Origin of the sequence: Salmonella sp. SJTUF15581 (assembly GCF_043356775.1) — a bacterium.
Taxonomy (GTDB): Bacteria; Pseudomonadota; Gammaproteobacteria; order Enterobacterales; family Enterobacteriaceae; genus Salmonella; species Salmonella enterica.
This window is the reverse complement of sequence record NZ_JBEUJY010000006.1, coordinates 90,457-102,782: the sequence shown is the minus strand read 5'-3', so window position 1 is coordinate 102,782 and position 12,326 is coordinate 90,457. Positions and strand designations below refer to the sequence as shown.

The 12,326-nt window shown below is 48.9% G+C and carries 8 protein-coding genes, 3 tRNA genes and 5 pseudogenes; 11 read left to right on the top strand and 5 right to left on the bottom strand.

Annotated elements, in window-relative coordinates; genetic code table 11:
• Nucleotides 1-37: 37 nt before the first annotated feature.
• The 9 genes and pseudogenes from mtfA to ABVN36_RS12535 all read left to right on the top strand — a co-directional run bounded on the left by mtfA (nt 38) and on the right by ABVN36_RS12535 (nt 8,485).
• Nucleotides 38-835 carry a DgsA anti-repressor MtfA gene (gene mtfA, locus ABVN36_RS12575; RefSeq protein ID WP_023137978.1) on the top strand — a complete coding sequence of 266 codons (798 nt, stop codon included), beginning with the start codon at nt 38-40 and terminating at the stop codon, nt 833-835.
• A 100-nt stretch (nt 836-935) separates the two neighbouring features.
• A tRNA-Asn gene (locus ABVN36_RS12570) sits at nt 936-1,011 on the top strand.
• Nucleotides 1,012-1,178: 167 nt separating this feature from the next.
• Nucleotides 1,179-1,484 (top strand): annotated as a pseudogene (locus tag ABVN36_RS12565) (Arm DNA-binding domain-containing protein); the annotation flags it as partial.
• Nucleotides 1,485-1,905: 421 nt separating this feature from the next.
• Nucleotides 1,906-1,981, top strand: a tRNA-Asn gene (locus tag ABVN36_RS12560).
• A gap of 165 nt (nt 1,982-2,146) precedes the next feature.
• A pseudogene (locus ABVN36_RS12555) lies at nt 2,147-2,671 on the top strand (peptidase).
• 474 nt (nt 2,672-3,145) lie between these two features.
• Nucleotides 3,146-4,018: an integrase domain-containing protein gene (locus ABVN36_RS12550; RefSeq protein WP_023137981.1), complete on the top strand. Its 873-nt coding sequence runs from the start codon at nt 3,146-3,148 to the stop codon at nt 4,016-4,018.
• A 23-nt stretch (nt 4,019-4,041) separates the two neighbouring features.
• A pseudogene (locus tag ABVN36_RS12545) lies at nt 4,042-4,320 on the top strand (transposase); the annotation flags it as partial.
• 683 nt (nt 4,321-5,003) lie between these two features.
• Nucleotides 5,004-6,698, top strand: a complete 1,695-nt coding sequence (locus ABVN36_RS12540; protein ID WP_077908596.1) for an SEL1-like repeat protein — start codon at nt 5,004-5,006, stop codon at nt 6,696-6,698.
• 56 nt (nt 6,699-6,754) lie between these two features.
• Complete coding sequence (locus ABVN36_RS12535) at nt 6,755-8,485, top strand: periplasmic protein (RefSeq protein ID WP_023137983.1); 1,731 nt, start codon at nt 6,755-6,757, stop codon at nt 8,483-8,485.
• A gap of 57 nt (nt 8,486-8,542) precedes the next feature.
• Here the strand turns inward: ABVN36_RS12535 and ABVN36_RS12530 are convergent.
• Nucleotides 8,543-8,647: pseudogene (locus ABVN36_RS12530) on the bottom strand (DUF520 family protein); the annotation flags it as partial.
• A gap of 47 nt (nt 8,648-8,694) precedes the next feature.
• Here ABVN36_RS12530 and ABVN36_RS12525 point away from each other — a divergent pair.
• Nucleotides 8,695-8,868, top strand: coding sequence for a hypothetical protein (locus ABVN36_RS12525; protein ID WP_000957535.1), 174 nt, complete (start codon nt 8,695-8,697; stop codon nt 8,866-8,868).
• Nucleotides 8,869-9,374: 506 nt separating this feature from the next.
• Here ABVN36_RS12525 and ABVN36_RS12520 read toward each other — a convergent pair.
• Entirely contained in the window at nt 9,375-10,829 is a 1,455-nt protein-coding gene (locus ABVN36_RS12520) for an AMP nucleosidase (RefSeq protein ID WP_000428200.1), read from the bottom strand.
• Nucleotides 10,830-10,874: 45 nt separating this feature from the next.
• Between ABVN36_RS12520 and ABVN36_RS12515 the strand changes: the two are divergent.
• A pseudogene (locus ABVN36_RS12515) lies at nt 10,875-11,035 on the top strand (cytoplasmic protein).
• Here ABVN36_RS12515 and ABVN36_RS12510 read toward each other — a convergent pair.
• The 3 genes from ABVN36_RS12510 to ABVN36_RS12500 all read right to left on the bottom strand — a co-directional run bounded on the left by ABVN36_RS12510 (nt 11,024) and on the right by ABVN36_RS12500 (nt 12,306).
• Nucleotides 11,024-11,350 carry a DUF1493 family protein gene (locus ABVN36_RS12510; RefSeq protein WP_000228159.1) on the bottom strand — a complete coding sequence of 109 codons (327 nt, stop codon included), beginning with the start codon at nt 11,348-11,350 and terminating at the stop codon, nt 11,024-11,026. The pseudogene ABVN36_RS12515 and the gene ABVN36_RS12510 sit on opposite strands and share 12 nt — an antisense overlap.
• A complete protein-coding gene (locus ABVN36_RS12505) occupies nt 11,344-11,808 on the bottom strand; it encodes an STM2901 family protein (RefSeq protein ID WP_000381834.1) in 465 nt (154 codons plus the stop codon). The genes ABVN36_RS12510 and ABVN36_RS12505 overlap by 7 nt, the downstream gene beginning before the upstream one ends.
• Nucleotides 11,809-12,230: 422 nt before the next feature.
• A tRNA-Asn gene (locus ABVN36_RS12500) sits at nt 12,231-12,306 on the bottom strand.
• Nucleotides 12,307-12,326: the final 20 nt, after the last annotated feature.

Genomic DNA, 12,326 nt, shown 5'->3' with positions numbered 1-12,326 from the left:
GTAATTTTGTTCAAGTGACGAGTTTACGAGCAAAACGATGATTAAGTGGCCCTGGAAAGCACAAGAAATAGCCCAGAACGAAGACTGGCCGTGGGATGATGCGCTAGCTATACCTCTTCTGGTAAACCTCACCGCGCAAGAACAGGCTCGGCTTATTGCGCTAGCCGAACGTTTTTTGCAGCAGAAAAGACTGGTAGCGCTACAGGGATTTGAGCTCGACTCGTTAAAAAGTGCACGTATTGCGTTAATTTTTTGCTTACCGATCCTGGAGCTCGGTATTGAGTGGCTTGATGGTTTTCATGAAGTGCTCATTTATCCCGCGCCCTTTGTGGTAGATGATGAATGGGAAGATGACATAGGTCTGGTGCACAGCCAGCGTGTCGTACAGTCGGGGCAAAGCTGGCAACAAGGGCCCATCATTCTGAACTGGCTGGATATCCAGGACTCGTTCGATGCTTCGGGTTTCAACCTCATTATTCATGAAGTCGCGCACAAACTGGATATGCGTAATGGCGATCGCGCCAGCGGCATCCCTTTCATCCCGTTGCGCGATGTGGCTGGCTGGGAACACGATCTCCACGCGGCAATGAATAATATTCAGGATGAAATCGACCTTGTTGGCGAAAGCGCTGCCAGTATAGATGCCTATGCCGCCACCGACCCTGCAGAATGTTTTGCCGTGTTGTCAGAGTATTTTTTCAGCGCGCCAGAACTGTTTGCTCCACGTTTCCCGGCACTATGGCAGCGTTTTTGCCAGTTTTATCGCCAGGATCCTTCTCAGCGCTTACGGGTAAGCGCTGCCGAAGGCGACTACGGCGAGGAATCCGAACATTAATTCCTCACTTTGTGGGTTAATTAACCAATTGAATTGGCGCGTTAATTTTACTGTTGACACGTTATAGCCGGCCCAGTATTATGCGCCTCGTTGAAACAATTCCTCTGTAGTTCAGTCGGTAGAACGGCGGACTGTTAATCCGTATGTCACTGGTTCGAGTCCAGTCAGAGGAGCCAAATTAAGGAAAGCAGACGTTTACTGACGTCTGCTTTCTGTATTTATATCAATCGATTATCCCTTTCTTCAGGTTCACTCTCGTTCACTAAAAACCACTCGCAGCCATACCCTTTTGCTGATAAAGCTGGTTCGATTTGCGTTTTACCAGCACGCGGAGGGAACCGTCATGTCACTGACTGATACTAAAGTAAAAAATGCCAGACCAGCGGAAAAGGCCGTCAAGCTCGCTGACGGGTTTGGCCTCTATCGATTCAAAATACTGGCAGTCAGGCTATCGCTTCGATGGCAAACAGAAGGTGTTTTCTATTGGGGTTTACCTTGCTATATCGCTTGCTGATGCCAGACAACGCCGTGACGAGGCCAAAAGGCTGCTGGCTCAGGGGATTGACCCGAACGCAAATAACAGGCTGATGAAAAAATCCTTCAGGAAAAGCGCGATAAAACCCGCTCGTTCCGTGTCGTCGCCAAAAGCTGATGCGCCATAATTCTGCCTATGATATTGACGGAAATCTTTTCGCCTGCACCAGAAATTTATCTGCCATTTCCGCTACCGGCGTCAGACTGCCTGTATCAACCATTTTCACAAAATATCTCACGTCTAAAGTTCATTCTGCCCCCTGCCCTTAATCTCTACGGCGTTATGTCTCAGAATTATTTGCCAAGTGCCTGCCAGTTTTTCACGTTTCATCAGACGCTGGTACATAGCCATTGCGGTAAGGTCACAGCATTTGACTTGTGCAATTACAGACAAAGTTGCGCCATGCCGGGGCAAAGTAGAAATTAGATCAAAACTTCAACGCTTTGTTGTTTTTGTCAGCAAACAAACGCGCAATCTTATTTCCCCCTTTGACAAGCCGATCGCACATCGTTACTATGCGCCCCGTTCACACGATTCCTCTGTAGTTCAGTCGGTAGAACGGCGGACTGTTAATCCGTATGTCACTGGTTCGAGTCCAGTCAGAGGAGCCAAATTTTAGTTTCGGGATATCCCAGCGAGTCCGGAGACGTTTAAAAAAACAATAACTTATCTTTACCCGGTTGACCTGAGAAGGTTTACCGGTTTTTTTGACATCCATGGTTTTTGGGGGCTTAATCGGGGCCTCACGGTTCGTTGAGTAAATGGAGCCCCCTCCTATGGCATTAACCGATACCGCTGGCGGCACGCAGACCGATCCGGGTACAGGAAAATCGTCAGAAAATCCACCCGCCGATCCACCGTCAGATGGTCCCGCTTCTGAAAAACCACACGACCCACCCGCCGATCCCAATAAGCCCACTCCACCGAAAGAAGAAACGCCGCCCGGCGCGCCGGAGAAATACGCGTTCTCCGCCCCTGAAGGTCAGGAACTCGATACCAGCGCGCTGGCGCAGTTCGAACCAGTGGCGCGTGAACTGAACCTGACGCAAGAGCAGTCGCAGAAGCTGGTGGACGTCTATCCGAAAGTGCTGGCGGGAGTGCAACAATAGCAAGCGGAGTCATGGCAGAAGCAAACAGAAGACTGGGCTGCGGCAGTTAAAGCCGATAAAGACATTGGCGGTGACAAGCTGGCGTCTAATCTCGGCGCAGCTCAGCGGGCTATCGACACGTTCGGTACCAAAGAACTGAAAGAGTATCTCGATGGTACCTGCGCCAGATCTCTGGTCAATGCTGCACCGTGACGGAAGCGATTCCACCCGGCACCCGTTACCACATCAACGCCTTTTACTTTACGGGCTGCGGCCTGTAAAGACGTCCGGCTTTGCTGCCGCGTGACCGTAAAACAACACCAGAGTCTGCGATCTTTCGCGTACTGCACTCGACCAGTGCGTCACTTTCGTCGCGCAAAGCGACAAAGTGACGCACAACCACTACACCGCGCCATGCCCCTGTTTTCGGGGTTCCGGCGTTCATTCCCGAATCTGACACGCCTTTTTGGGGCCGCTGTCAGCAAGAAAGAAGAGAAAAAGATCGATACCGAGGGGGGGCATGATGCCCCGGAGAATTTCTGCTCATGCAGGCAGCCTGTACCGCGTACAGTCTGAAACTCCCTATACCTCAACAAACTGCCACTCCGGCGTAAAGGTATCGTTCTGGCGCAGCCAAAAAGCATACGCCGGAGACTGTTTGTGTTCTCAAAATCACAGGAGAAGTGTATGGGCAAGTTAGGTGGTGAAATGAAGGCACTGGCAAAGCACTGTGGCGGTAGCCATAAAACGGTGCACGATCGCATTCATATCGTGCAACGTTTCGATCACCACTTACGGGCTTTGAACGTCCATATCCAGCGGGTTGCGCAGATTAAGGTGCGCCACATTGAAAGCTATATTCATGAAAGGTTGGCGCAGGGGATCGGCAAACGCACGCTGCAAAATGAAATGGCCTCGTTACGAGCAGTGCTGCAACAGGCCAGACGTAAGCAGGTGGCAGAGCATGAGCGACTGACCAATAAATCGCTGGGGCTGTCTGGTGCATCGCGCAACGGTACGCGACAGGCGATCACGCCGGAACATTATCATCATGTGTTGGAGACGGCCCGCATGAAAGATCCGGGACTGGCGGCGGCGCTGGAACTGGCGAGGCTGATGGGCTTACGTTCACAGGAAGCGGTGCAGAGCGTGCAATCGCTGAAAACGTGGAAACAGGCCGTTGAACGCAGCGATACGCGCTTAACCGTGGTGTTCGGCACCAAAGGCGGACGGCCCCGCGAAACGGTGATTCTGGATACTATAGCTGTCAGAAAAGCGCTGGATAATGCGCTGGCTATTGCAGAAAGCTGTCATGGCCGACTGATCGACAAACCGGATCTGAAAAGCGCGATGGACTACTGGCACAACCAGGCGGCGCGTATTGGTCTGACTGGCGCATATTCTCCGCATTCCCTGCGTTATGCGTGGGCGCAGGATGCCATTAGTCACTATCTGGCGCAGGGGTTCAACAGGAAAGAAGCGCTGGCAATTGTGGCGATGGATCTGGGGCATGGGGACGGGCGTGGGCGGTATGTGGCGCAGGTGTATGGGCAAATTTGACAGTTGGCTAAGAGCGAGCAGCGGATGGAGCAGGTTACCACCGTTCACAGTTAGTGAAAGACTGGGCGGAGGTGGTAAATATCAGGCTGCATTACCTTCCCCCTTACAGTCCAAACCTGAATCCGATAGAACGAATGTGGAAATTAATGAACGAACATGCCCGGAATAATCGCTACTTCAGCAGTACGTGAGAGTTCAGGGACGCAATATCTGTCTTTTTTAACCAGACGCTGCCGGATATAGCGGACTCACTGACATCCCGAATTAAAGATCACTTTCAGGTGCTCACTCCCGCATCTTGAGGTTTATTGGGTATATAATCGTTAATAATCATCAGCGCGTTATTATCAAATTAAAAACAACGCGCTCGTGATACTTAAATTATTCTTACTGGTAACTGAAGCAAACTCTCTCCTGCCAGAATATGCTCCTCGCATCCTTTACATTAACTCTTTGTTTCTATAGCATGAAATAAGTTTCAGGGAGTTATTATTCATACAAGGAGAACATCTTGAAGAAAACATTCATAACAATTATAGTTTCATTATATTGCGCGAATATATGTGCAAAACAATCCCTCAGTACAGAACCCAAACCCGTTAATTTCATCGCCCAAATTGAAAATATCGATTTTAATAAAACCGCCATTAGCAGTGACCTGAAACTTTTACTCGCCGACCGTTATTATTTTAAAGATAAAACACCCTGTAATACTAATACCCTTTCTGCGCGCGCAGAATCAATGGGACTGACGACAGAAGAATATATTAATAAAATGCGCAGTTTAAGACCAGCTATTCTCGATGACCGTTATTTTTACCTGACGGTCGATCAGTGCGATGCTGGCGGCACGCCCATGCTGACTGGAATCGAGCTATGTACCGAAGCGCTGTGCGGTGCCGAATACATGAAAAGATCGTCTGACTTGTGGCTGGATGATGAACTGCAACCGACGGTTAAACGTCAGGCAACAACAGTAGTCCATATGCCCCTCCCCTATGACAAAGAGAAAAAATTATGGAAAGTCACCGGCTGGTATCTGGAATCCTCAGAAGAAACAGGGGAGGTGATGCAAAGTAAACAGATAGCCTTTGAAGGCTATACCAACGAAAAAAACTTCGCTAACCGACAACGTGTTTCTGTATTTAAATCTTTCTATGAAAGCGGCAATCTCAAAAGTATTTATCATTATAATGCGCAAAATAAGCGTGACGGAAAAGCTGAAACTTACTTTGATGAAAAAGACAAAATAGCGGAAACGCTGACGTTTAAAGATGGTCAACCCGAAGGGGAATATATCGTATACCATGAAAACGGAGCCGTTGAAAGTAAACGTTACTTTGCCCAAGGTAAAATTAAAGATGGCGAATGCCCACATTTTTATGATAACGGCGTTTTAAAACAAAAACACAGCTATTTAAATCAGAAACTGGAAGGCCCGGCATTTGAATATTTCCCTGATGGGAAAATAAAGGAGAAATATTCATACAGTAAAGGCGCCATTGTCGGCACCAGTACGGAATATTATTCTACCGGTAAAATTCGTGGTGTTTACCACAGAAATAACCAAGGTGAAAACGACGGAACGTTCGAACAATACAGTGAAGAGGGCAAACTCCTTTCTAAAGCGACCTATAAAAATGGCAAACAGCTTTCTGCTCAGAGCTGGTATGGAAATGGGCATCCCAAAGAAGAATCCTCTTTTGATAGTGAAGGCCGTAAACATGGTGCGGTCAAAGAATGGTTCAGCAACGGACAGCCTGCCTCATCCAAAATGTATAAACATGATGTGTTAGACGGGGATTCCGAAAAGTGGTACGAAAATGGTCACCGCGAATCAGTCTATCCCTATAAAAACGGTATGCTAAATGGGGACGCTAAGCACTGGAATGAACAGGGCAAACTCACCTATACCACCGAATATAAAGACGATAAAAAGCAGGGAGCCGATCGCCGCTGGAGCGAACGTACCGGTAAACTTGTTGAAGAGGTTATGTTTGCTAATGATGAAAGAAACGGCCTGAAAAGAGAGTTTAACGATCGTACGGGTAAGGTCTTAAGTGCGCTGCCCTATGTCGATGGCGACAAGGAAGGTACAGAAGAAGCCTATGATGAAGACGGCATAAAATACATCCGTTGTTACCACAACGATAAAGAGCTTTCAGAGCTATATGCGCCGACTGACGTCACCAATAAGGCAAAGCAGGGTGACAGCACTGCGCAATATCATTTAGGTAAGTATGAGTTTGAATGCACAAACTACGATGCGGCGATGAAATGGTTAACTCAGTCCGCAGAGCAAAATCATCCCGGCGCGCTTCTCTTTTTGGCCTATGCGTACAACGACGGTGATGGCGTAGCGCAAGACAGCAAAAAATATCTCTCCTATTTATTCAAAGCGGCAGAGCTTGGCGAAAGTGATGCGCAGTTAGAAGTGGGATATTTAAATCTTATCGGCGAAGGAATGCCGAAAAACCTGCCGGAAGCCTATAAGTGGATTAAAAAATCCGCTGACCAGGGAAATGCTCAGGCGCACTATAACCTTGGACTCATGTACAGGAATGGTGATGGCGTTGAGAAAGACCTCAACAAAGCCAAACTTCATCTTACAGCGGCGGTAAAAGGCGGCGTCAAACCTGCACTGGCAGCCTTAAAGGAATTAACGCCTCAAACTAAGTAAATATGACTTTGCTGTAAAGAGGCTATTCAAACGGAACTGAAAGGATACACGTTGCTATGAAATTTAAATTCGCCACATTACTCACAGCCGCCACGGTTTTTTACTCTTATCAGAGCGTTGCACAAAGTCAGCAATCGCCTGATGTCTGGTCAGTTGTCGAACAGAAACTGCAAAATGCCGTCCCTTTAAATGAAAACACCACTTTTAAATCGCAGGCAGCCTGGTTTGAATTACACAGGGAACTGTTTATGTACGGCCTGATGAGCCGTGCGGATGCATTACTGAAAAAGCTGGACACACAATCGAATGATGCGAAGTTTTCGCTAAACCATGAGGCCTCGTGGATCGCTGAAAATAATAGCCCGGATGCCGCGATGGTTTTCCTGTCCAAAATTGGTCTCGATAAACCGTCGAGCATTACCGCCTACGAGAGCTACGTTGATGGCTGGGTTAATCGCAAACAGCCTGAAAAAGCCTTAGCCCTTCTTAGCAAAAATGCCGACGCGAGGAATTTTTATTTAGCCACGGTTTTAGAATCCTGGCACTCAGAGCCTGATAAAACCGCCGCTATTTATAATGAAAATTACGCTGATAAAATTGTTGTTCCTTATACTCAGCTAAAAATGCTGCTTATTATTGCGAAGCAGTACCATGCCAAGGGCGACACCGCAAAGGCGTTGGTTTACGCAGATAGCGCGCTGAAAATGTTTGATACGGCTATTGCTCAACAACCGAGTGCTGAAGCCTACCGTTATCAGGAGTATCTCGATCTGATGGAGATCTATTACGCCACGGGTAATAAAGAGAAGGCGATGGCGTTGTCTGCGAGATTGCGCAAAGCAACCGGCAATAAAGGAAGCTATTTCCAGTATTCATTATCGGGATTGCTCTCTTTTTATAAGAAAAACGAGCTGACACAGAATTATCAAGAGACGCTTTCAACCTATGTGACGCAGGTCGATAAAATATTCAATTTTGCCCCTTCACCGCGCATTGAAAGGGAGCTGATTGATTTATTAAGCAAGCTTGATGATGTTGCGCTGATGAATAAGCGTATCGATTTGCTGATGAGCGCGCCGGAATATACCTGCTACGACGACAGGTATTGCTACGAGTACAAAATCAAAGCGCTGAAGAATCTCTTTCAGCATAAGCAGAATGCTGTGGCGGAAAAGCATATCGCAACCCTCTCCGCCGAGGCGCAAACCCTGACGTTCGCCGAATGGGAAGATGCAACAAATGAAATGGGTGAAGTACTCGAAGAAATTGGTCATCCTGAGGCAGCGCAAAAATTAGCCGTCAGCGCCGAGGCGATTTACCTCAGCCAGGCAAAAGCCTGGCCTGATGAAGATATGTCGCGTTCCTTTCAAAGACTTGCGGAGCTTTACGGCTATGGCAACGACACGGTGAATGCCAAACGGGTGTTACACCAGCACGTTCCCTCTCTCGAAGAGGAGGCGATGATCGACCACTACATGAATGCAAAACAGTGGAGTCAGGCAAGGGAATTGATGATTAACGCAGATAGGGTCGATAATAAAAACCTGATGCTGTTACGCCAGATTTGTGCTGAAAACACGCCCGAGTGTCAGGAACATATTACCTTTACGCTGAAAAAATTAACCACGCAGGCGTCGATTACCCGCCAGGACGACACCGGTAATCAGCAGCTTTATCAGATTGGGAATATTTTTCACAGATTGGGTATCATACCGGGAGCGGAACAGCAGGCGCTGATTCAGGCGTTGTATAACAAGGCCGCAGAGCCTAAAAAAGCCATGCCTTAATCGATTTACCCGCCCTGCCACCTTTCTCACATGCGGGAAGGCGGCGGGCGGGAAAAATCAATCGCGGAAGTTTTTGAACTGGAACGGCTGGCCCAGATTGCCGCCGCGCACCAGCGCCATCGCTGCCTGCAGATCGTCGCGGGATTTACCGGTCACACGCACTAACGTAAATTCGAATCCAAACCCACAGAGATTACCGCAAGATATTAATGTTGACCCAACACCGCCTGCCGGAAGACCCGCGCTGGAACGCCCTGCACGAGGAGTTCAGCTTTGACGACGACGACAACCTGCTGGGCATGAACATGCCGCCCGAAGGTGGCGAGCATCAGGCGAAAGTCAAAGGCGACCGCCTGCTGCTACAGGGCAGACCACCACTATGAGTACGGCGAGTTCGGCAATCCCATCGCTGACCGCTGGGGCAAGGCGCAGTGCCGGGAGCACCGATTTGAATGGAACGGCGAGCACCGGCTGGTGCGCTTTACCGACGTGCGCCAGCTTTGCGCGCCACTCGTGGCGCTATGAGTTCGATAATGACGTGACCACCCTATATCCCTGTCCAACGCGAAAATCCTCAGTATCAAGCCTTCTGACACCCCTTTAAGCTGACCGCTTCTCACGGTCGGTATCTGCTTGTTAATCCGGGCTTGTGGGTCAGGCGCTCAAGGAGCGTGAAGTGCGACGCAATGTTTTCGCCTTCCGGCGCGTTTCCTGGCGTAGACGCGATTATCGGCGGCAGGTATCCGGCGATGGTGATGAAGCTCGCGGCACAATAAGGCCTTGGCGGGATGCAAAATCGCCTCCCGCTAAGGCTTCATTCAGCCGCTTTTCATATCACATAAATACGCCTCTTCCACTCCTGTCCAACAGCAGGCGACAGCTCATTTCGTTAGCGAAACGGTGGCTCATTAAACGTGCGTAATTTACGTGAGTGCAAACGATCACCTTCTGCGCGTAGTAAATCAATAGCACGAATACCAATTTGCAAATGTTCTGAAATAGCCCCCTCATAAAACCGGTTTGCCTGCCCGGGCAGTTTAATTTCACCGTGTAAAGGTTTGTCAGAAACACAAAGCAGCGTGCCGTAAGGCACGCGGAAGCGATAGCCCTGGGCTGCAATCGTCGCGCTCTCCATATCAATCGCGACCGCGCGGCTAAGGTTGAATCGCAGCGCCGATGCGGAATAACGAAGCTCCCAGTTACGATCATCCGTGGTGACGACCGTTCCCGTGCGCAGTCGCTGTTTCACCTCTTCGCCGGGCATTCCGCTAACCGCTTTGGTAGCGTCGTACAGCGCACGCTGTACTTCCGCAATGCTTGGAATAGGAATATCAGGCGGCAGAACGGCATCCAGCACATGATCATCGCGTAAGTAGGCATGGGCCAGCACATAATCGCCAATCGCCTGACTTTCTCGTAACCCTCCACAGTGCCCAATCATAAGCCAGACGTCAGGCCGCAACACGGCCAAATGGTCGCAAATCGTTTTAGCATTTGAAGGGCCGACACCGATATTTACCAGCGTAATCCCCTGCCCATCTGCCGTTACCAGGTGCCAGGCGGGCATCTGATGCTTCTTCCAGGCCAGATCGGAAATAGCCTCTTCCGGCGCTTCCGTTTCTGCCGTGATCCAAATTCCGCCAGCACAGGAAAGCGCGACATAGGGACTGTCAGGATCAAGAATTTGGCTGCATCCCCAGCGCACAAACTCATCGACATAGCGGGTGTAGTTGGTAAACAAAACGAAGGGCTGAAAATGTTCAACCGGCGTACCGGTATAGTGCCGTAACCGGGCCAACGAGAAGTCAACACGACGCGCGTCGAAGTGCGATAACGGATAGAATTCGCCGGGGTGGAACAGACCGTCTGCTGTCTCATCGCCAATCTGCGCCAGTTCTGTGGTAGGAAAATGGCGCGTTAGCCCAGCGCTCATAGAACGATCCAGCGTCAGAGCCGAGCCATCGATCACGTAAGGATACGGGATCTCATGGTGCGAGGCCTCCACCGCAATATGCGCGCCATAATCATGGTAAACGAGATTAAGCTGTTCCAGAAGATAAGCGCGAAATAGCGCAGGCCGCGTAACGGTAGTGGTATAACAGCCAGGATGAGTAAAGCGTCCAAAAGCGCGTGTTTTAGGCGGGTTCGGTGTCGCGCCATCCCAGCTTACAGACAGCGAAGGATAAACAAACAGTCCGTTAAGCCTGGCGTGGGGATCGGGCAGCGTACCGTTATCAACATAGTCAGCGATGGCTTCACGGAGCGCGTTAACCGACTGCTCGTACAGCTCCTCCAGGCGCTCCAGCGCCTGCTCGGGCGTCAGGTTTGTGCCTTTATTTTCCATATTATTCTCCTTAGCGTTCACAGGTGAGGCACGTCATTCGATAGTATGACAGCAAAGGAGGAAACTAAAGGGGTTAGCGTAAGGGTGGCGGCAGTAAACATGAACCCTTTAAAAAGAAAAGAGAACTATCTTAGCGCCACCATCATCGCTCAAAAGAAGGGTACTGGTACAGCCATTTGTTAAGTTCATTACAATTAGTCATATAACCATTTCCCGGCTTTTGCTGACTCGATCAGCATGCTGATAGTGAAATCTGGGACGGGTACAGGCTCCGTTTTCTTGAACGGATGCCATGAAAAAGGGTGATTAGGAAAATAGGTTTCTATTCTGAAGTTACCTCGCTCGACATTGAGTTTCTCGAAGAATTTATTCATGAGATCTTCGGCTTCAAGTTCATCAATGCTCAGATCAGTATCAAGGTCAATCTCTGGTGTTAATTCCACTTGCTTAATGTTGAAAAGATATGTGCCAGCATAAGGCCGTACAAGCTCGTAAACTTGCTGTTCAATATTGTCTACCATAACTTATCATTGCCCCGAGCAATGGTATTGTAGTCGCGTATAGTGCGATATGTTATTTGTGACACATCTGCGGCAAGGATAATTTCCCCGATCAAAGGAATGGAACGTCCAACAAACGGCGCAATGTTACGAACCATAACACGTCTGGCTGTCCATGGGGTGTAACCGCCTAACCATGTCGGAAGGGATATTCCAAAGGGAAATTTTGACTTTTTAAACACTGCACGTGCAGTCCTGGACGCGTATGATGTGCCTTTAGTCGCTCCAGCGGGTTTCGCCCTTGTCCAGAGATTATTACGACCTGATAGCAGAGCAACAACGGCCCCGAAATCTGCAACACCAATCCCAAACTGGCTTGCGGTATTCTCACAAAAAATCATAAACAGAAGTTCGGCAGCAGTCAGATTGGATTTTCCTGCATAGAAGTATGTTCCATTTAGTTCTTCTACTGTATCCATTAGAAACTCTATAGTTGCTATTTTGGTTTACTTATTGTACAGCCTTGTTTCGAATGAAAGAAATCAATCTTTTGGGAAAGAACGGATCAAGATCACGGGAAATATCTGAAATCAGATGAAAGAGACAGTCGCGATTCCCACCAGGGGCATCACCTGGCAAGCTTGTGTGATCGCTCCGTTTGAACCGAACACATCTATATGTCAGCATACTGATACGGGTTTGATCTTGCGGATAGCGGTATCGGTTAATGCCATACGTGGGGGCTCCATTTTTCCAACGAACCGTGAGGCCCCCGATTAAGCCCCCAAAAACCATGGATGTCAAAAAACCCGGTAAACCTTATCAGATCAACCGGGTAAAGATAAGTTATTGTTTTTTTTAAACGTCTCCGGACTCGCTGGGATATCCCGAAACTAAAATCTGGCTCCTCTGACTGGACTCGAACCAGTGACATACGGATTAACAGTCCGCCGTTCTACCGACTGAACTACAGAGGAATCGTGTGAACGGGGCGAAT

Bases quoted from the DNA above. Each gene is read 5' to 3' on its own strand.
- mtfA (WP_023137978.1), top strand. From the start codon at position 38: ATGATTAAGTGGCCCTGGAAAGCACAAGAAATAGCCCAGAACGAAGAC.
- ABVN36_RS12550 (WP_023137981.1), top strand. From the start codon at position 3,146: ATGGGCAAGTTAGGTGGTGAAATGAAGGCACTGGCAAAGCACTGTGGC.
- ABVN36_RS12540 (WP_077908596.1), top strand. From the start codon at position 5,004: ATGCCCCTCCCCTATGACAAAGAGAAAAAATTATGGAAAGTCACCGGC.
- ABVN36_RS12535 (WP_023137983.1), top strand. From the start codon at position 6,755: ATGAAATTTAAATTCGCCACATTACTCACAGCCGCCACGGTTTTTTAC.
- ABVN36_RS12525 (WP_000957535.1), top strand. From the start codon at position 8,695: ATGTTGACCCAACACCGCCTGCCGGAAGACCCGCGCTGGAACGCCCTG.
- ABVN36_RS12520 (WP_000428200.1), bottom strand. From the start codon at position 10,829: ATGGAAAATAAAGGCACAAACCTGACGCCCGAGCAGGCGCTGGAGCGC.
- ABVN36_RS12510 (WP_000228159.1), bottom strand. From the start codon at position 11,350: ATGGTAGACAATATTGAACAGCAAGTTTACGAGCTTGTACGGCCTTAT.
- ABVN36_RS12505 (WP_000381834.1), bottom strand. From the start codon at position 11,808: ATGGATACAGTAGAAGAACTAAATGGAACATACTTCTATGCAGGAAAA.